At 60.1% G+C, this 18,404-nt stretch carries 16 protein-coding genes; 12 read left to right on the top strand and 4 right to left on the bottom strand.

From position 1 onward, the window contains the following. The first annotated feature begins 311 nt into the window (after window positions 1-311). The 4 genes from purE (at window position 312) to ACOYXH_RS25065 (ending at window position 2,882) form a co-directional block, all read left to right on the top strand. Entirely contained in the window at window positions 312-803 is a 492-nt protein-coding gene (purE, locus tag ACOYXH_RS25080; protein WP_007954291.1) for a 5-(carboxyamino)imidazole ribonucleotide mutase, read from the top strand. 10 nt (window positions 804-813) lie between these two features. Continuing rightward, window positions 814-1,896: a 5-(carboxyamino)imidazole ribonucleotide synthase gene (locus ACOYXH_RS25075; RefSeq protein ID WP_007920221.1), complete on the top strand. Its 1,083-nt coding sequence runs from the start codon at window positions 814-816 to the stop codon at window positions 1,894-1,896. A 110-nt stretch (window positions 1,897-2,006) separates the two neighbouring features. After that, complete coding sequence (locus ACOYXH_RS25070) at window positions 2,007-2,252, top strand: GlsB/YeaQ/YmgE family stress response membrane protein (RefSeq protein WP_007920223.1); 246 nt, start codon at window positions 2,007-2,009, stop codon at window positions 2,250-2,252. A 93-nt stretch (window positions 2,253-2,345) separates the two neighbouring features. Then, on the top strand, window positions 2,346-2,882 hold the full coding sequence (locus tag ACOYXH_RS25065; RefSeq protein ID WP_007920225.1) for a DUF3299 domain-containing protein: 537 nt from the start codon (window positions 2,346-2,348) through the stop codon (window positions 2,880-2,882). A 126-nt stretch (window positions 2,883-3,008) separates the two neighbouring features. Here ACOYXH_RS25065 and ACOYXH_RS25060 read toward each other — a convergent pair whose 3' ends face one another. After that, the gene (locus tag ACOYXH_RS25060) at window positions 3,009-3,908 is read right to left on the bottom strand and encodes a D-hexose-6-phosphate mutarotase (RefSeq protein WP_095049640.1); all 900 of its coding nucleotides are present in this window, start codon (window positions 3,906-3,908) and stop codon (window positions 3,009-3,011) included. Between the two features lie 57 nt (window positions 3,909-3,965). After that, window positions 3,966-4,370 (bottom strand): acyl-CoA thioesterase, encoded by a 405-nt coding sequence (locus ACOYXH_RS25055; RefSeq protein WP_003229628.1) that lies wholly within the window; start codon window positions 4,368-4,370, stop codon window positions 3,966-3,968. Window positions 4,371-4,746: 376 nt separating this feature from the next. On the opposite strand from ACOYXH_RS25055, the gene ACOYXH_RS25050 reads away from it, so the two are divergent. From ACOYXH_RS25050 to ACOYXH_RS25015, 8 genes are all read left to right on the top strand, one after another. After that, window positions 4,747-6,045 (top strand): MFS transporter, encoded by a 1,299-nt coding sequence (locus ACOYXH_RS25050; protein ID WP_095049641.1) that lies wholly within the window; start codon window positions 4,747-4,749, stop codon window positions 6,043-6,045. A gap of 240 nt (window positions 6,046-6,285) precedes the next feature. Then, window positions 6,286-7,284, top strand: coding sequence for a phosphate ABC transporter substrate-binding protein PstS (locus ACOYXH_RS25045; RefSeq protein WP_038359380.1), 999 nt, complete (start codon window positions 6,286-6,288; stop codon window positions 7,282-7,284). A gap of 422 nt (window positions 7,285-7,706) precedes the next feature. Then, window positions 7,707-9,740 (top strand): ABC transporter permease subunit, encoded by a 2,034-nt coding sequence (locus ACOYXH_RS25040; RefSeq protein ID WP_176471262.1) that lies wholly within the window; start codon window positions 7,707-7,709, stop codon window positions 9,738-9,740. Between the two features lie 16 nt (window positions 9,741-9,756). Beyond that, window positions 9,757-11,427, top strand: a complete 1,671-nt coding sequence (pstA, locus tag ACOYXH_RS25035) for a phosphate ABC transporter permease PstA (protein ID WP_095049643.1) — start codon at window positions 9,757-9,759, stop codon at window positions 11,425-11,427. A 183-nt stretch (window positions 11,428-11,610) separates the two neighbouring features. Beyond that, entirely contained in the window at window positions 11,611-12,444 is an 834-nt protein-coding gene (gene pstB / locus ACOYXH_RS25030) for a phosphate ABC transporter ATP-binding protein PstB (protein ID WP_095049644.1), read from the top strand. A gap of 71 nt (window positions 12,445-12,515) precedes the next feature. After that, a complete protein-coding gene (phoU, locus tag ACOYXH_RS25025; RefSeq protein WP_016985766.1) occupies window positions 12,516-13,277 on the top strand; it encodes a phosphate signaling complex protein PhoU in 762 nt (253 codons plus the stop codon). A 176-nt stretch (window positions 13,278-13,453) separates the two neighbouring features. After that, window positions 13,454-14,410, top strand: coding sequence for a response regulator (locus ACOYXH_RS25020; RefSeq protein ID WP_095049645.1), 957 nt, complete (start codon window positions 13,454-13,456; stop codon window positions 14,408-14,410). Window positions 14,411-14,616: 206 nt separating this feature from the next. Further along, a complete protein-coding gene (locus ACOYXH_RS25015; protein ID WP_095049646.1) occupies window positions 14,617-15,513 on the top strand; it encodes a peptidoglycan DD-metalloendopeptidase family protein in 897 nt (298 codons plus the stop codon). Between the two features lie 118 nt (window positions 15,514-15,631). Here the strand turns inward: ACOYXH_RS25015 and ACOYXH_RS25010 are convergent, their stop codons facing one another. Together ACOYXH_RS25010 and phoR are read right to left on the bottom strand one after the other, a co-directional pair. Next, window positions 15,632-16,972, bottom strand: coding sequence for a hemolysin family protein (locus ACOYXH_RS25010; protein ID WP_007920256.1), 1,341 nt, complete (start codon window positions 16,970-16,972; stop codon window positions 15,632-15,634). Window positions 16,973-17,094: 122 nt separating this feature from the next. Further along, window positions 17,095-18,381, bottom strand: a complete 1,287-nt coding sequence (gene phoR / locus ACOYXH_RS25005; protein ID WP_256587191.1) for a phosphate regulon sensor histidine kinase PhoR — start codon at window positions 18,379-18,381, stop codon at window positions 17,095-17,097. Window positions 18,382-18,404 lie beyond the last annotated feature (23 nt).

The raw sequence follows: 18,404 nt of genomic DNA, 5'->3' as shown, positions 1-18,404 counted from the left end.
GGAGTGAGCCTGCTCGCGATAGCGTCAGCACATTCAGCGACGATGTGACTGACACACCGCCATCGCGAGCAGGCTCACTCCTACAGGGGATTTGCGGTGTTCTGTCGCTGACCTTCAGGTCAATAAAACCGGGCATTTGCGGCAGATGACAGATGGTCGTGCGGGGGGCTGTTTATTGCTTTCTTTGCGGTATACTGCGCGGCCTTCGGCCGGCACGTCCGGCCATTTTTCGTACAATCAAGCCACGCAACCTGCGTGGCTTGTTGTTTTATGACGCGCCTGCGGGCGCTCCAGAGAGAAGAGGCGCGACGATGAGTGCACTGGTTGGCGTGATCATGGGCTCCAAGTCCGATTGGTCCACCCTTAGCCACACCGCCGATATGCTGGAAAAGCTCGGCATCCCGTACGAGGTCAAAGTGGTCTCTGCCCACCGCACCCCGGATCTGCTGTTCCAGTACGCCGAAGAGGCTGAAGGTCGTGGCATCGAGGTGATCATCGCCGGTGCCGGTGGCGCAGCCCACTTGCCAGGCATGTGTGCGGCCAAGACCCACCTGCCGGTGCTGGGTGTGCCGGTGCAGTCGGCCATGCTCTCGGGCGTTGACTCGCTGCTGTCGATCGTGCAGATGCCAGCGGGCATTCCGGTCGCCACCCTGGCCATCGGCAAGGCCGGCGCGATCAACGCTGCCCTGCTCTCGGCGAGCATCCTCGGCGCCAAGCATCCACAGTTCCACGCGGTACTGAAAACCTTCCGTGCCGAGCAGACAGACAGCGTCCTGGACAATCCAGACCCACGTATTGCCTGAGGTTGTTGAGATGAAGATCGGTGTAATCGGTGGCGGCCAGTTGGGTCGCATGTTGGCTCTGGCGGGTACGCCGCTGGGCATGAACTTCGCTTTTCTCGACCCTGCGCCGGACGCTTGTGCCGCTGCGCTGGGCGAACACCTGCGGGCCGATTACGGCGATCAGGATCATCTGCGCCAACTCGCCGATGAAGTCGATCTGGTGACCTTCGAGTTCGAAAGCGTCCCGGCCGAAACCGTGGCATTCCTCTCGCAATTCGTTCCGGTCTACCCGAGCGCCGAAGCCCTGCGCATCGCGCGCGACCGCTGGTTCGAAAAGAGCATGTTCAAGGATCTGGGCATCCCGACGCCGGCCTTCGCCGACATTCAATCGCAAGCCGATCTGGATGCCGCCGTCGCTTCGATCGGTCTGCCGGCCGTGCTGAAAACCCGCACCCTGGGTTATGACGGCAAGGGCCAGAAAGTCCTGCGCAAGCCGGAAGACGTGGTTGGCACCTTCGCCGAACTGGGCAGCGTGTCCTGCCTGCTGGAAGGCTTCGTGCCGTTCACCGGTGAAGTCTCGCTGATCGCCGTGCGTGCCCGCGATGGTGAAACGAAGTTCTATCCGCTGGTGCACAACACCCACGACAGCGGCATCCTCAAGCTGTCGGTGGCCAGTACCGATCACCCATTGCAGGCGCTGGCCGAAGACTACTCGAGCCGCGTGCTCAAGCAACTCGACTACGTCGGCGTCATGGCGTTCGAGTTCTTTGAAGTCGACGGTGGCCTCAAGGCCAACGAAATCGCCCCGCGCGTGCACAACTCCGGGCACTGGACCACTGAAGGCGCCGAGTGCAGTCAGTTCGAAAACCATCTGCGCGCCGTTGCCGGCCTGCCGCTGGGTTCGACGGCCAAAGTCGGCGAGAGCGCGATGCTTAACTTCATCGGTGTTGTACCGCCGGTTGAGAAAGTCATCGCTATCGAAGACTGCCATCTGCATCACTACGGCAAGGCCTTCAAGGCCGGGCGCAAGGTCGGTCACGCCAATCTGCGTTGCGCCGACATGGCTACGCTGCAGGCGCAGATCGTCAAGGTCGAAGCGCTGATCGCCGAGTAACGACAGTTTCATTTGGCAGCGGCGGAACCATTCAGGGGCCGCCGTTCTCTGATTGCAGGATGCCAAAGTCTGACTAGGCTTCGCATATCTACTATTCAGAGGGAAATGCCATGGGAATTATCGGAACCATCTTTATCGGCTTGATCGTCGGCCTGTTGGCGCGGTTCCTGAAACCGGGCGATGACAGCATGGGCTGGATCATGACCATCCTGCTCGGTATCGGCGGTTCGCTGGCAGCCACCTACGGCGGCCAGGCTCTGGGCATCTATCACGCAGGCGAGGGCGCAGGTTTCATCGGCGCACTGGTCGGCGCTATCGTGTTGCTGGTGATCTACGGCCTGATCAAAAAGAACTGATCCAAAGCGACAAAGCCCTCTCTGCCAAAGTGGCCGGGAGGGCTAGAATGCTCGGCGATTTACTGTTCTTTCCTTTCTATACCGAGCACCTTCATGCGCCGTCTTCTGTTGACTCTCCTTTTCCTGGGCAGCGGTTTGGCCCACGCCGGCGAACTGCCGGAAACCGACTGGCTCGAATTGATGCCCAAGTCGGACCAAAAGGCCCTCGAGGCCATGCCTGAAATCGACCACAACTCCCCGGAAGCCACCGGTACCTTCACTGAGAAGGGCGGGATGAAGCAGGCCAAAGGTCTGCCGGCGGTGATGTATTCGACCAAAACCGTGGCGTCGATGAACGACAAGCACATCCGCATCGGTGGTTACCCGGTGCCGCTGGAATCCGACGCCAAGGGTCGCAGCACGCTGTTCTTCCTCGTGCCGTATCCGGGCGCATGTATCCACGTGCCGCCACCGCCGCCGAATCAACTGGTGCTGGTGCGTTATCCGAAAGGCTTGAAGCTGGATGATATCTACACACCGCTGTGGGTGACCGGCACGCTGAAGGTCGAGAAGGTCAGCAATGATCTGGCCGATGCGGCGTATGCGCTGGAAGCCGACAAGGTGCGGGTGGTGCAGGAATCTGATCTCTAACAATCACCACGAAGCAACTGTGGGAGCGAGCCTGCTCGCGAAAGCGGTGTATCAGACATTTGAATGTTGACTGATACAACGCCTTCGCGAGCAGGCTCGCTCCCACATTTTGTATTGCGGTGCTGGTTAGAGCGGTTTGCTGGCGACGCTGACGCCCATGGTATGGCTCGCCCCCGGCGCCAGCGTGACGATGTCATCCATCACATTCGCCGTCTCAATGCACAGCATGCGCTGCCAGCCATCGTTATCCATGTCGGCCAGCGCGGCGGCGCGGTCGATCCACGGGTTCCAGATCACCGCCGTGCGTGAGCCGGTAGCCGTCAGCACAATGCGTCGTTCCCAGGCCAGGTCGATGATGCTCAGTTGTGGTGGAGCATCGAGATAGATGCGGTCGGTTTCACCGGCAAAATGCAGGTCGCCTTGCTGACTGTGGGTTTTCCAGTCGTCCAGCGTCTCGATGTAATTCAAACCATCCACGCCATCGACATGCACATTGCGCACGTCACTGACCGCGAAGTAAGTGTGCAGCGCCTGGCTCAGGCTGACGCTGTCACTGCCACGGTTATGGCTGGTCAGGCTGAAACTCAGTTGCTCGGACAAATGCAGGGTCAGGGTCAGATCGACCTGATGCGGCCAGCCCGGCAGGCCACCTTCGGGGTAAGGCAGCTTGAATTCGACCTTGACGCCGTCAGCCTCTGATTCGATGCCGCCCAACTCCCAATCCATCGCCCGCACCAGACCGTGCGCGGGTGCCGGTTGCTCACCGGTATACATGGCCTGCACGCTCTGCGGGTTGCGCTCGAACTTGCCGAACCACGGCCAGCACACCGGTACACCGGCGCGGATGCTTTTGCCGGTCTTGAACTCGGCCTTGTCGTTGAGCCAGATGATCGGCGGCTGGCCATCGATCTGATAACTGAGGATGTGCGCGCCTTGCTGGGCCACCAGCACTTCGGCCTGACCGTGGCGGATGCGCCAGCAGTTCAGTTCATCCAGTTTCACGGCTTCAACGTTGGGCGTGTTCATGGGACAGCTCTCGATCAGTAACAAGGACAACTATCGACCGTAAAACGGCCACGATGTTTAACGCGCGCGTGGTGGAACCGAGCGAGTGCGGCCGCTGCCGTCGATGGCGACGAAGACGAAGACCGCTTCGGTGACTTTACGCCACTCGCTGGACAACGGGTCGTCGCTCCACACTTCGACCATCATCTGGATCGAGCTGCGGCCGATTTCCAGGGTCTGGGTATAAAAGGACAATTGCGCGCCGACAGCCACAGGCACAAGGAACGCCATGCGGTCGATGGCGACGGTGGCGACGCGTCCGCCAGCGACACGGCTGGCCATTGCGGTGCCGGCCAAATCCATCTGTGCTACCAGCCAACCGCCGAAAATATCGCCAAAGCCGTTGGTTTCGCGAGGGAGTGCGGTGATTTGCAGGGCCAGGTCGCCTTGCGGGATTGGATCTTCTTGTTCGAGCTCTATCATGCCGGGGGTGCCTCTGACCCGTGACTCTTCGTTGGTATTGCTGGTGGTAGCCGTCTTCGGGAAAAACGATTCAGCACCGAACATACTACGTTCGTCACGTTTTCCATCAGGCGCCTAAGGAGAAACTCTGCGAAACCGGCTAATCCCGAGCAAAGGCCGGGCCAACGACGTTTTCGCACAGCAACCCCCTACAAACCGGAGCAGGTTGCGAGTATATCGGTCGGTAGACTCCACGACGACCATCCGGTTCTGATTTTGACCGTCAAATACGCACCTCTATGTGCTTTTTCGAACAATTTGCTATGGTGCCGAACCTGCCCAAGCCACCGCCAGCGTTGTTGTGGCGGCAGATCCGACTATAAGAGAAGCCCTTGCCATGACCACAGCGCCTTCGAGCCTCGCGCAGCCCGAGCAACCCGCACGACCGTTGACCCGCAATGACTACAAGACTCTATCGCTGTCCGCCCTTGGCGGCGCGCTGGAATTCTACGATTTCATCATCTTCGTCTTCTTCGCCACTGTGGTCGGCAAGCTGTTCTTCCCCGCCGACATGCCCGAGTGGCTGCGCCTGATGCAGACCTTCGGCATTTTCGCCGCCGGCTATCTGGCGCGACCGCTGGGCGGCATCGTCATGGCGCACTTCGGCGACCTGCTGGGGCGCAAGAAGATGTTCACCCTGAGCATTTTCATGATGGCCGTGCCGACCCTGATCATGGGTCTGCTGCCAACCTACGCGCAGATCGGCCTGTGGGCGCCAATCCTTCTTCTATTGATGCGGGTGATTCAAGGCGCGGCAATTGGCGGTGAAGTGCCGGGCGCGTGGGTCTTCGTTTCCGAACACGTACCGCAAAAGCACATGGGTTACGCCTGTGGCACCCTCACCAGCGGCCTGACCGCCGGCATTTTGCTCGGCTCGCTGGTCGCCACCGCGATCAACAGCATTTATACGCCTGTCGAGGTTGCCGATTACGCGTGGCGGATCCCGTTCCTGCTCGGTGGCGTGTTCGGCCTGTTCTCGGTCTACCTGCGTCGCTGGCTGCACGAAACCCCGGTGTTCGCCGAACTGCAATTGCGCAAGGCGCTGGCCGAAGAAGTGCCGCTGCGCGCGGTGCTGCGTGATCATCGCGGCGCGATTGCGATTTCAATGCTGCTGACCTGGTTGCTGTCGGCCGGCATCGTTGTGGTGATCCTGATGACCCCGACCGTGCTGCAAACGGTCTATCACTTCACGCCGACCGAGTCGTTGCAATCGAACAGTCTGGCGATTGTGTTCCTGAGCATCGGCTGCATCATTTCCGGTGCACTGGCGGATCGCTTTGGTGCCGGTCGCGTGTTTGTGTTTGGCTGCCTGGGCTTGCTGATCAGCTCGTGGACCTTCTATCACAGCCTTGCCGATCACCCGAACTGGTTGTTCCCGCTGTACGCGTTGACCGGTTTTCTGGTCGGCACCATCGGTGCGGTGCCATATGTGATGGTTAAAGCGTTTCCACCGGTGGTGCGTTTCAGCGGGTTGTCGTTCTCGTACAACGTGGCTTATGCGATTTTCGGTGGGTTGACGCCGATGGTGGTGAGTCTGCTGCTGAAAGAAAGCGCGATGGGCCCGGCCTACTACGTGGCAGTGCTGTGTGCGATGGGGATTCTGGTCGGGGCGTGGCTCTGGAAGAAAGGGCGCTGATTTTCTCTCCCGCCTGATCGTTCCCACGCTCCGCGTGGGAATGCATCCTGTGACGCTCCGCGTCACCTCTCAAATGCGGACGCAGAGCGTCCATGGCGGCGTTCCCACGCAGAGCGTGGGAACGATCTGTCGCGACATGCTGGCCTTTCATCCAATTGTCATATTTCAGCCATAGAGTGTTCACACGGCCTGCTGATACTTGGCCCCGACTTAACACACCCTATCTGCTAGGAGTAAGGCATGAAACTGAAGCGTTTGATGGCGGCAATGACTTTTGTCGCTGCTGGCGTTGCGACTGCCAACGCGTTCGCCGCTGTTGACCCTGCTATCCCGAGCTACACCAAGACCACTGGTGTGTCGGGCAACCTGTCCAGCGTCGGCTCCGATACCCTGGCCAACCTCATGACCCTGTGGGCTGAGAACTACAAAAAAGAATACCCGAACGTAAACATCCAGATTCAGGCCGCTGGCTCCGCCACTGCGCCACCTGCGCTGACTGAAGGCACCTCCAACCTGGGCCCGATGAGCCGCAAGATGAAGGACACCGAACTGGCGGCCTTCGAGCAGAAGTACGGCTACAAGCCAACCGCTATCCCGGTTGCCGTGGACGCCCTGGCTGTGTTCGTGCACAAGGACAACCCGATCCAGCACCTGACCATGGAACAGGTTGATGCGATCTTCTCGTCCACCCGTCTGTGCGGCGCCAAAGCCGACGTGAAAACCTGGGGTGACCTGGGCGTGACCGGCGACCTGGCCAACAAGCCAGTACAACTGTTCGGTCGTAACTCGGTATCCGGCACCTATGGCTACTTCAAAGAAGAAGCCCTGTGCAAAGGCGACTACAAACCAAACGTCAACGAACAACCAGGTTCGGCGTCGGTGGTGCAGTCGATCAGCTCCTCGCTGAACGGCATCGGTTACTCGGGTATCGGTTACAAGACCGCCAGCGTGAAAACCGTGCCATTGGCCAAGAAAGGCAGCACTGACTTCATCGAAGACACCGAAGAAAACGCCCTGAACGGCAAGTACCCGCTGTCGCGTTTCCTCTACGTTTACGTCAACAAAGCCCCGAACAAGCCTCTGGCTCCGCTGGAAGCTGAGTTCGTGAAGCTGGTGCTGTCGAAACAGGGCCAGGAAGTTGTGGTGAAAGACGGTTACATCCCGTTGCCAGCCAAGGTTGCTGCAAAAGCACTGGCTGACCTGGGTCTGCAGGAAGGCGGCGCTGTCGCAAAGAAGTAACAAATTGAGTCCAGGGTGAACCCCACCGGACTCAGGTAAAAGGCCGGACCTGCGCGCAGGCCGGCCTTTTACACACCTCAAATTTTTGATCCTCTGCCAGTCCCGCTGGCGGTGGATTTGCTGCGTCACTGCATTGTCATCTTTCTGTCATACAGGATCGCTAGGGTGAGCGCATGAATGATCTGGCCAATTCCCAAATGACTACTAATCCTCCCAAGCGCATTGACTTCAATACGCCTGAGCTGCAACGCAAGCGCCGCATTCGTGCGCTCAAGGATCGCTTCACCCGCTGGTACGTCCTCGTTGGCGGTCTCGCGGTGCTGGCAGCCATTACCCTGATCTTTTTCTTCCTCGCCTACGTGGTCGCGCCGCTGTTTCAGGGTGCCGACCTCACCGCGAAAGACTCGATCACCCCGGCCTGGATGCAGGACGCCGGCAAGCCACTGATGATTTCGCTCGAAGAGCAGAATCAGGTGGCCATGCGCGTTTCCGACAAAGGCCAGGCATTGTTCTTTGATATCGACAGTGGCGCTGAACTGAAGCGCGTCGATCTGCCAGTGCCTGCCGGCGCAACCGTGACCTCGATTGGTGAAGACCAGCCGGGCCATCCACTGGTGGCCGTGGGTCTGTCCAACGGTCAGGCGCTGGTGTTCCGTCACACCTATAAAGTCAGCTACCCCGATGGCAAGAAAACCATCAGCCCGGCCATCGAGTATCCGTATGGCGAGACGCCGATCGCGCTGAACGAAGCCGGCGGCGCGCTGGAGCATGTCAGCCTGAACGCCACCGACACGACGTTGATGCTGGTCGGTTCGACCGGTTCGCAACTCAATGTGCTGTCGCTGACCAGCGAAGAAAACATGATGACTGGCGAAGTCACCAACGAGCAGAAGCGTATCGATCTGCCGCAAATGACTGAGCCGGTGAAAAACATCTTCGTCGACCCGCGCCAGCAGTGGCTGTACGTGGTCAACGGTCGCGCTCAGGCCGATGTGTTCAGCCTGCGCGACAAGAGCCTCAACGGTCGCTACAAACTGCTGGAAAACGCTGACGCCGAAGTCACCGCGACCACGCAACTGGTCGGTGGTATCTCGCTGATCGTCGGTGACTCCAAGGGTGGTCTGGCCCAGTGGTTCATGGCCCGTGACACCGATGGTGAGCTGCGCCTGAAGCAGATCCGCACTTTCCAGATGGGCACCACGCCGATCGTTGAAATCACCGCCGAAGAGCGTCGCAAGGGCTTCCTTGCTCTGGATGCTAGCGGCAAGCTTGGCGTGTTCCACAGCACCGCGCATCGCACCTTGCTGGTCGATCAAGTGGTAGAAGGCCAGGGCGTGTTCGGTCTGTCGCCACGTGCCAACCGTGTCATCGTCGAAGCCGACGGCAAGCTGCAACCGCTTCTGCTCGACAACCCGCACCCGGAAGTTTCCTGGAGCGCGCTGTGGAGCAAGGTCTGGTACGAGAACTACGACGAGCCAAAATACGTCTGGCAATCGACCGCCGCCAACACCGATTTCGAACCGAAACTGAGCCTGTCGCCACTGACCTTCGGCACTCTGAAAGCTGCGTTCTACGCCATGCTGCTCGCTGCTCCACTGGCCGTTGCCGCTGCGATCTACACCGCGTACTTCATGGCCCCGGGCATGCGCCGCAAGGTCAAGCCGGTGATCGAGCTGATGGAAGCGATGCCGACGGTGATCCTCGGTTTCTTCGCCGGTCTGTTCCTCGCACCATATGTCGAAGGGCATCTGCCGGGCATCTTCAGCCTGCTGATGTTACTGCCGATCGGCATCCTGGTCGCCGGCTTCACCTTCAGCCGCCTGCCTGAATCGATCCGCCTGAAAGTCCCGGATGGCTGGGAAAGTGCGCTGCTGATTCCGGTGATCCTGTTTGTGGGCTGGTTGTCGCTGTACATGAGTCCGTTCATGGAGAACTGGTTCTTCGGCGGTGACATGCGCATGTGGATCTCTCACGACCTGGGCATTACCTACGACCAGCGCAACGCTCTGGTGGTCGGTCTGGCCATGGGTTTCGCGGTGATCCCGAACATCTACTCGATCGCTGAAGACGCCGTGTTCAGTGTGCCGCGTGGCCTGACCCTCGGCTCGCTGGCGCTGGGTGCCACGCCGTGGCAGACCATGACCCGCGTGGTGATCCTGACCGCCAGCCCGGGGATCTTCTCGGCGCTGATGATCGGCATGGGCCGTGCGGTCGGCGAAACCATGATCGTGCTGATGGCCACCGGTAACACCCCGGTCATGGAAATGAACCTGTTCGAAGGCCTGCGCACTCTGGCTGCCAACGTCGCGGTGGAAATGCCCGAGTCGGAAGTCGGCGGCAGCCACTACCGCGTGCTGTTCCTCTCGGCGCTGGTGCTGCTGTTGTTCACCTTCGTCATGAACACCCTGGCAGAACTGATTCGTCAGCGTCTGCGCAAGAAATACTCGTCGCTTTAAGCAAAGGTAGAAGTCTGTGAAACAGAACTCCCTGAAAGGATGGTTCAAGAGCGGCGCCCCGGGCGTCTGGATCAGCGGTGGCGCGGTGTCCATCGCGGTCATCATGACCATTGGCCTGCTGGCGGTGATTGCCGTGCGCGGTCTGGGTCACTTCTGGCCGGCGGATCTGGTGCATGCCAGCTACGACGTGCCGGGCCAGGCCCAGCATCTTGTGGTCGGCGAAGTGGTACAGAAAGAAGAAGTGCCACGTGCTCGCCTGAAGAGTGCCGGTTTGCCGGTGCCTGACGTCGGCCCGGAATTCATGACCCGCGAGCTGATCAAGGTCGGCAACCGGGATCTGAATGGCAACGACTTCACCTGGGTCGTCGGTGAGTGGCTGACCAACCAGACTACGCCGCCCGAGTTGATGGCGATCGAACGTCGCGAGTGGGGCAACTTCTACGGCTATCTGGTCAACGTCAAACAGGACGGCAAGGTCATCGCCGAAGGCGAGGCTGCGTGGCCAGAGCTGCAAGCGCGGATCAACCGTGTGAACGGTCTGGCGGCGCAACTGAAGTCGCTGGAAAAGACCGACATCGGTGCAATCAACGCAGGGCTGGAGCGCATCCGTCTGCACGGTCGCAAACTGGAACTGGAAGGCAAGCTCGACGCCACCGCGCAAGCGGACATGGAATCTGAGCGTGCCGAGCTGAATGCGCGTTATCAGGACATCGAAGCGCGGCTTGCCGATCTGCATGCACAGTTCAATCGCGATGCCTTGACCGCTCGCGATGCCAACGGCAAAGAGATTGAAATCGGTCTGGGCAAAGTGGTTCACGCCTACCAGCCAAACGCGATGAGCACCTTCACCAAGGTCGGTTTCTACTTCAGCAAGATCTGGGAATTCCTTTCGGACGACCCGCGTGAAGCCAACACCGAAGGCGGGATTTTCCCGGCGATCTTTGGCACCGTGATGATGACGCTGATCATGGCGATGATCGTCACCCCGTTCGGTGTGCTGGCGGCGGTGTACCTGCGTGAATACGCCAAACAGAACACCCTGACGCGGATCATCCGTATCGCGGTGAACAACCTCGCTGGCGTTCCGGCGATCGTTTACGGCGTGTTCGGTCTGGGCTTCTTCGTTTACGTACTCGGTGGTTCGGTCGACCGCTTGTTCTTCCCCGAAGCACTGCCGGCACCGACCTTCGGTACACCGGGTCTGCTCTGGGCCTCGCTGACGCTGGCGCTGCTGGCGGTGCCGGTGGTGATCGTCGCGACTGAAGAAGGTCTGGCACGTATTCCGCGCACCGTGCGTGAAGGTTCGCTGGCACTGGGCGCGACCAAGGCTGAAACCTTGTGGAAGATCGTCATCCCGATGGCCAGCCCGGCAATGATGACTGGCATGATCCTCGCCGTGGCCCGCGCCGCCGGTGAAGTGGCGCCGCTGATGCTGGTGGGTGTGGTGAAACTGGCGCCGTCGCTGCCGGTGGACGGCAACTACCCGTACCTGCACCTGGATCAGAAGATCATGCACTTGGGCTTCCACATCTATGACGTCGGCTTCCAGAGCCCGAACGTCGAAGCGGCGCGTCCGCTGGTGTACGCCACGGCGCTGTTGCTGGTGCTGGTGATCGCGACGTTGAACCTGTCGGCGGTGTATATCCGTAACCACCTGCGCGAAAAATACAAAGCTTTGGACAGTTAACACAAACCCTGTGGGAGCTGGCTTGCCAGCGATGCAGGCGACGCGGTGTTTCAGTTACACCGCAGTGATGCCATCGCTGGCAAGCCAGCTCCCACAGGGACCGCGACAAAAACTGAATTTGCGTTACCCGCTGGTTTGGCCAGCGGTTCAACAAACCGAATTTGTTAGCACAGGGAGCCTCCCATGCAGCACGAAACACATACCCACGGCATCAACATGTCCGCCCTGGGCCGCGACAAGCAGAGCCTCAATCTGGCGCAGGAAACCGTGGCCATCGAAGTACCCGGCCTGAGCCTGTACTACGGCGAGAAACAAGCGCTGTTCGACGTCAGCATGAACATCCCGAAGCAGCGCGTGACCGCGTTCATCGGCCCGTCCGGCTGCGGTAAGTCGACCTTGCTGCGCACTTTCAACCGCATGAACGACCTGGTTGACGGCTGCCGCGTAGAAGGCGCGATCAACCTGTATGGCAACAACATCTATCGCAAGGGCGAAGACGTTGCCGAGCTGCGTCGTCGCGTCGGCATGGTGTTCCAGAAGCCCAACCCGTTCCCGAAGACCATCTACGAAAACGTCGTTTACGGTCTGCGCATCCAGGGCATCAACAAGAAGCGCGTCCTCGACGAAGCGGTCGAGTGGGCGTTGAAGGGCGCGGCGTTGTGGGACGAAGTCAAAGACCGCCTGCATGAATCGGCACTCGGCCTGTCCGGTGGTCAGCAGCAGCGTCTGGTCATCGCCCGCACCATCGCGGTTGAGCCGGAAGTGCTGCTGCTCGACGAACCGTGCTCGGCCCTCGACCCGATCTCGACGCTGAAAGTCGAAGAGCTGATCTACGAGCTGAAGTCCAAGTTCACCATCGTTATCGTTACGCACAACATGCAACAGGCCGCGCGGGTGTCCGACTACACGGCGTTCATGTACATGGGCAAACTGGTGGAATTTGGCGACACCGATACCCTGTTCACCAATCCGGCGAAGAAGCAGACCGAAGACTACATCACCGGTCGTTATGGCTGACAGTTGCGGGTTATTCACAGAATTGACGCTGCGGCCCACCGCACCTTACCGGACGCTCCAAGGACGCCAACATGATTAGTAAAGAAGGCCTTACCCACCACATCTCCGCGCAGTTCAACGCTGAGCTTGAGGAAGTGCGCAGCCACCTCCTGGCCATGGGCGGGCTGGTCGAGAAGCAGGTCAACGACGCGGTCACCGCACTGATCGAAGCCGACTCCGGTCTGGCTCAGCAAGTGCGCGAGATCGATGACCAGATCAACCAGATGGAGCGCAACATCGACGAAGAATGCCTGCGCATTCTCGCCCGTCGTCAGCCGGCGGCGTCCGACTTGCGTTTGATCATCAGCATTTCCAAGTCGGTGATCGACCTGGAGCGCATCGGTGACGAAGCGACCAAGATCGCTCGCCGCGCCATTCAGCTGTGCGAAGAAGGTGAAGCGCCGCGCGGTTACGTCGAGGTTCGCCATATCGGCGACCAGGTGCGCAACATGGTTCGCGATGCGCTGGACGCGTTCGCCCGTTTCGACGCCGATCTGGCGTTGTCGGTGGCGCAGTACGACAAGATCATCGACCGCGAATACAAGACCGCCCTGCGTGAGCTGGCGACCTACATGATGGAAGACCCGCGCTCTATCTCGCGGGTCTTGAGCATTATCTGGGTGCTGCGTTCGCTGGAACGCATCGGCGATCACGCGCGCAACATCTCCGAACTGGTCATCTACCTGGTGCGCGGCACCGACGTGCGCCACATGGGCCTCAAGCGCATGAAAGAAGAAGTTGAAGGCACAAGCGGCGAAACCGCTAATGTTCCTGGCAATGCTGACGATAAGTAAGATTGCCTGAGAAAAGCGCCCGGCCCTTTGGCCGGGCGTTTTTGTTTGTGCTTTTCATGGGCAGATTCGATTAAAAAGCAGCACCCGCGAACGAAAAGTCCCGGCGTGACTGAAGAGTTTTGGCAATGTGCCATCAGCCAGCGTTATGCTTGCCGGGATTTTAATAGGGGTGTTGGATGAGCAAGATCAGTGTGTTGGTCGTGGACGATGCTTCGTTCATTCGTGACCTGGTGAAAAAGTGCCTGCGTAATTACTTCCCGGGGATCCGCACCGAGGACGCCGTCAACGGTAAAAAGGCTCAGGCTATGCTGGCCAGGGAAGCATTCGACCTGGTCCTGTGCGACTGGGAAATGCCGGAAATGTCCGGGCTCGAACTGCTGACCTGGTGCCGCGAGCAAGACAACCTCAAGACCATGCCATTCGTCATGGTCACCAGCCGTGGCGACAAGGAAAACGTCGTGCAGGCGATTCAGGCCGGCGTTTCCGGCTACGTCAGCAAGCCGTTCACCAACGAGCAACTGCTGACCAAGGTCAAACAGGCGCTGAACAAGGTCGGCAAGCTCGACACCCTGATGAACAGCGCGCCAACCAAAATGAACTCGGCGTTCGGCAACGATTCCCTCAGCGCCTTGACCGGTGGCAAGCCTGCCGTGGTCGGCGGCGCCCCGGCAGCTGCGGCGGTCAACCCGTTCGCCAAACCGGCTGCTGCCGCACCAGCGCCGGCTGCTGCGCCATCCCGTGGCCTGCTCAACAGCCCTCCGGTCAAGGCTCCAGCCGCCGCATCCGCTCCGGCCAGTGGTCGCGGTCAGGGCCAATTGCGTCTGCCAAGCGGTACTCAGCAATGCGTGATCAAGGCTCTGAGCATCAAGGAAGCGTTGTTGGTGGTGAAACGCACCGACACCCTGCCGCAGATCCTCGACAGCGCCGTGCTCGATCTGGAGCAGGGTGACAACGCTGAAATCGCCCGTCTCAATGGCTATTTGCACGCGGTTGTCGCTTTTGAGCCGAAACCGGACAGCGACTGGCTGCAACTGACCTTCCGTTTCGTCGATCAGGACGCGCAGAAACTCGACTACATCTCGCGCCTGATCGCCCGCGGCACGGCGCAGAAGCACTTCGTTCCCGGCGCGTGATCACAGCTTTACACTGATCGTTCCCACGCTCTGCGTGGGAATGCCTCAACCGGACGCTCCGCGTCCTCTCGCATGGGACGCAGAGCGTCCCGGGCTGCATTCCCACGCAGAGCGTGGGGACGATCATTTGAAACATCTGTCGACTAGCCTGGTCTGCTTCACCTGCTAGGCTCATTCCCAGGCCTTACTTCGACAGACTCTTGCCCATGCTCGCACGCCTGCTGTTTTTCTGTGGTCTCTTCGTGGCCTCCACATCGGCTGTGGCCATGACCATTTACAAATCCACCGATGCCAACGGCGTGGTCTCCTACAGTGACCGGCCGAGCAAAGGCGCGCAGGTGTTCGTCTTTCAAGACCGCATGGTCGAGCGCCTGGAGCGGCAGGTGTACCTCGACATCAAGAAGCAGAAGGGCACTGACGTGGTCTTCGTGCGCAACGATCTGTATGCGCCGGTCAAAATTGCCTTGGCATTCACCGGGCTGAGTAATGTGCGCGGTGCGCCGGCGCAAACCATCCACCGGGTGCTGCCGGCGCGTAGCAACACGCGGTTGGCGTTGCTGACGGCGATATCCGGCAAGCAGCCGCTGGTGTATACGCCGCAGTTCCATTACTCCCTCGGCGACCCCACAGGCATCGCGCAGGGCTATCGCTATCCACTGCCATGGCGTGGCGGGCCGTTTCGTCTGAGTCAGGGCGCCAACGGTCAGTACAGTCACTATGGGCCGAAGAATCGCTATGCGATGGACATCGCCATGCCGGTGGGCACGCCGATCATTGCCGCGCGGGCCGGGGTGGTGGTGAAGACCGAAAACTCGCAGAGCGGGCGCGGTTCGGATGCGTCCGGCAATTTCGTGCGCGTGCTGCATGACGACGGCACCATGGGCGTGTACCTGCACCTCAAGCAAGGCTCGGTGAGCGTACGCGAAGGGCAACGGGTGGCGGTGGGCAGTTCGCTGGCCTTGTCGGGCAACACCGGCAACAGCAGCGGCCCGCACCTGCACTTTGTGGTGCAGCGCAATACTAGCGAGGGGCTGGTGTCGATTCCGTATCAGTTCATCCAGCCGCTGGGGGCGTTGCCCAACTTTGCGTTGGGCAAGCAATAAGCCTCTAAAAGCAAAAGATCGCAGCCTGCGGCAGCTCCTACAGGGGGTTCACATTCCCATGTAGGAGCTGCCGCAGGCTGCGATCTTTTAGCAGGCAACGCGGTTTCCCGCATTGCACTCAATCCAGCATCAACACCTTCGCCAGCACAATCTTCGGCCCTTTCATCTTCTTGATGATGATGCGCAGGCCTTCGACTTCCAGCACTTCTTCCTCTTCCGGCACCCGTTTCAGGGTTTCGTAGACCAGCCCGGCGAGGGTTTCCGCTTCGATGTGATCAAGGTCGATGCCCAGCAGGCGTTCCACCTTGAACAGCGGCGTGTCACCACGCACCAAGAGCTTGCCCGGCTGATAGGCGAGGATCCCGCGCTCAGCCTTGCGGTGTTCGTCCTGAATGTCGCCGACCAGCACTTCCAGCACGTCTTCCATGGTCAGGTAGCCGATGATGTTGCCGTCAGCCTCCTCGACCACAGCGAAGTGCGAGCCGCCCTTGCGGAACTGCTCCAGCAACTGCGACAGCGGCATGTGCCGCGACACGCGCTCCAGGGGACGGGTCAGCTCAGCCAGGTTGAACGACTCGGGAATGTGGTCCAGCGCCGCCAGTTCCAGCAGCAGATCCTTGATGTGCAGCAGGCCGACGAACTCCTGGCGCTCACTGTCGTACACCGGATAACGGCTGAACTTGTGGCGACGGAACATCGCGAGGATTTCTTTCAGCGGCGCGTTGAATTCAAGCGTGATCAGGTCTTCGCGGGAGTTGGCCCAGTCGACCACTTCCAGCTCGCCCATTTCCACCGCCGACGCCAGAACGCGCATGCCCTGATCGCTCGGATCCTGGCCACGGCTGGAGTGCAGGATCAGTTTCAGTTCTTCGCGGCTGTAATGGTGTTCATGGTGCGGACCGGGTTCGCCTTGCCCTGCGATACGCAGAATCGCGTTGGCGCTGGCGTTGAGCAGGTAAATCGCCGGGTACATCGCCCAGTAGAACAGGTACAGCGGCACCGCCGTCCACAGCGACAGCAACTCGGGTTTGCGGATCGCCCACGACTTCGGGGCCAGCTCACCGACCACGATGTGCAGGTACGAAATGATGAAGAACGCGGTGAAGAACGACACGCCTTTGACAATCTCAGGCGACTGCACGCCGACCGCGCTCAGCAGCGGCTCGAGAATGTGCGCGAAGGCCGGCTCACCGACCCAGCCCAGGCCAAGGGAGGCGAGGGTAATACCGAGCTGACACGCCGAGAGATACGCATCGAGCTGACTGTGTACGGTGCGCAGGATGTGCCCGCGCCAGCCGTTCTGATCAGCGATGGCCTCGACCCGGGTCGAGCGCAGTTTGACCATGGCAAATTCCGCCGCAACGAAAAAGCCGTTGAGCAAAACCAGGATCAGAGCGAAAAGGATCATGCCGAAGTCGGCGAAAATTGTAGCGAGGGACAAGCCAGGGGAAGGGTCCATGATGGAGTTTTGCGGGTTCCGTGTGATTCAAAAGAGAGAAAAGTCGCGCCTGAAAGGCAGGCACAAGTCAGCCAATGTAGCGGCTGACATGGCGATTGCCTAGTGGCGAGTGCCGGTCGGTCTTACTCGGCGGCGCTGATGGCTCGCGCCTGAGCCACCTGAGCCGGGGCGAAATGGCAGGTGAACGTGCTGCCGTGACCGGGCACGCTGCTGATCTCCATGCGCGCGCGGTGGCGCAGCAACACGTGTTTGACGATGGCCAGGCCAAGCCCGGTGCCGCCGGTATTGGAGTTGCGGCTGGAGTCGACGCGGTAGAAACGTTCGGTCAGGCGCGGCAGGTGTTTGCTGTCGATGCCGATGCCGGAATCCTGCACGCTCAGGTGTGCGCCTTGATCGTCACCCCACCAGCGAATGCGGATGTTGCCCTCGGCCGGGGTGTACTTCACCGCGTTGAACACCAGATTGGAAAACGCACTGCGCAACTCCGCCTCGCTGCCCTTGAGCAACAGGCCGGCATCGGCTTCGAGGCTGATGCGCTGTTTCTTCGCGCCGGACAATTGCTGCGCATCGCTCTTGATCGATTGCAGCAGGGTGTCGATCTGCACTGGCTGGTTGTCCGACGGGTAATCGGTGGCTTCGAGTTTCGCCAGCAACAACAAATCATTGAGCAGCGTCTGCATGCGTCCGCCCTGTTGCTGCATCTGCTGCAGGGCTCGGCTCCAGCGCGGATTCACTTCCTCGACGTTGTCGAGCAGGGTTTCCAGGTAGCCGCAGATCACTGTCAGCGGCGTGCGCAATTCGTGGGAGACGTTGGCAATGAAATCTTTGCGCATCTGTTCCAGCTGATGGATACGCGTGACGTCGCGCACCAGCATCAAGTGTTCGTTGTTGCCGTAGCGGGTCAGGTACAGCTGAATGCGCACGCGATCGTTGGTTGGCGAGGGGATTTCCAGCGGCTCGGCGTAGCTGTCCTGCTCGAAGTACTCCTTGAAACGCGGATGGCGCACCAGGTTGGTCACCGGTTGGCCGCTGTCCTGGGGGGTCTTGAGGCCAAGCAAGGTTTCGGCGGCGCGGTTCCACCATTCCAGATTGCCGTCGCTGTCGAGCATGATCACCGCGTCTTTCAGCGCAGCGGTGGATTCCTGCACCCGGTCGATCACCGCTTGCAGGCGCCCGCGCACGCGCTGATCGCGGCGTTGCAAATGGTAGATGCTGTCGAATACTTCGCCCCACAGGCCATAGCCATCGGGCGGTGCTTCGTCGGGTTGATGCTGGCGCAGCCATTCGTGCAGACGCAGCAATTGCTTGAGCGTCCAGGCCAGATAAATCCCCAGGCCCGCGGCGAGGCTCCAGCCGTAATAGCCGGTGATCAGGCCGATCACCAGGCAGGCGGTGACCAACAGCAGCATGTGGCGAATCAGGGTGCCATGCC

Source organism: Pseudomonas sp. Mb7, assembly GCF_054790525.1.
Note: the sequence above shows the minus strand (reverse complement) of the source record. Positions and strands in the feature narration are given on the sequence as shown.

Excerpts from the sequence above, each read along its gene's own strand:
- purE (WP_007954291.1), top strand. The coding sequence starts at position 312 with ATGAGTGCACTGGTTGGCGTGATCATGGGCTCCAAGTCCGATTGGTCC.
- ACOYXH_RS25075 (WP_007920221.1), top strand. The coding sequence starts at position 814 with ATGAAGATCGGTGTAATCGGTGGCGGCCAGTTGGGTCGCATGTTGGCT.
- ACOYXH_RS25070 (WP_007920223.1), top strand. The coding sequence starts at position 2,007 with ATGGGAATTATCGGAACCATCTTTATCGGCTTGATCGTCGGCCTGTTG.
- ACOYXH_RS25065 (WP_007920225.1), top strand. The coding sequence starts at position 2,346 with ATGCGCCGTCTTCTGTTGACTCTCCTTTTCCTGGGCAGCGGTTTGGCC.
- ACOYXH_RS25060 (WP_095049640.1), bottom strand. The coding sequence starts at position 3,908 with ATGAACACGCCCAACGTTGAAGCCGTGAAACTGGATGAACTGAACTGC.
- ACOYXH_RS25055 (WP_003229628.1), bottom strand. The coding sequence starts at position 4,370 with ATGATAGAGCTCGAACAAGAAGATCCAATCCCGCAAGGCGACCTGGCC.
- ACOYXH_RS25050 (WP_095049641.1), top strand. The coding sequence starts at position 4,747 with ATGACCACAGCGCCTTCGAGCCTCGCGCAGCCCGAGCAACCCGCACGA.
- ACOYXH_RS25045 (WP_038359380.1), top strand. The coding sequence starts at position 6,286 with ATGAAACTGAAGCGTTTGATGGCGGCAATGACTTTTGTCGCTGCTGGC.
- ACOYXH_RS25040 (WP_176471262.1), top strand. The coding sequence starts at position 7,707 with ATGCAGGACGCCGGCAAGCCACTGATGATTTCGCTCGAAGAGCAGAAT.
- pstB (WP_095049644.1), top strand. The coding sequence starts at position 11,611 with ATGCAGCACGAAACACATACCCACGGCATCAACATGTCCGCCCTGGGC.
- phoU (WP_016985766.1), top strand. The coding sequence starts at position 12,516 with ATGATTAGTAAAGAAGGCCTTACCCACCACATCTCCGCGCAGTTCAAC.
- ACOYXH_RS25020 (WP_095049645.1), top strand. The coding sequence starts at position 13,454 with ATGAGCAAGATCAGTGTGTTGGTCGTGGACGATGCTTCGTTCATTCGT.
- ACOYXH_RS25015 (WP_095049646.1), top strand. The coding sequence starts at position 14,617 with ATGCTCGCACGCCTGCTGTTTTTCTGTGGTCTCTTCGTGGCCTCCACA.
- ACOYXH_RS25010 (WP_007920256.1), bottom strand. The coding sequence starts at position 16,972 with ATGGACCCTTCCCCTGGCTTGTCCCTCGCTACAATTTTCGCCGACTTC.
- phoR (WP_256587191.1), bottom strand. The coding sequence starts at position 18,381 with ATGCTGCTGTTGGTCACCGCCTGCCTGGTGATCGGCCTGATCACCGGC.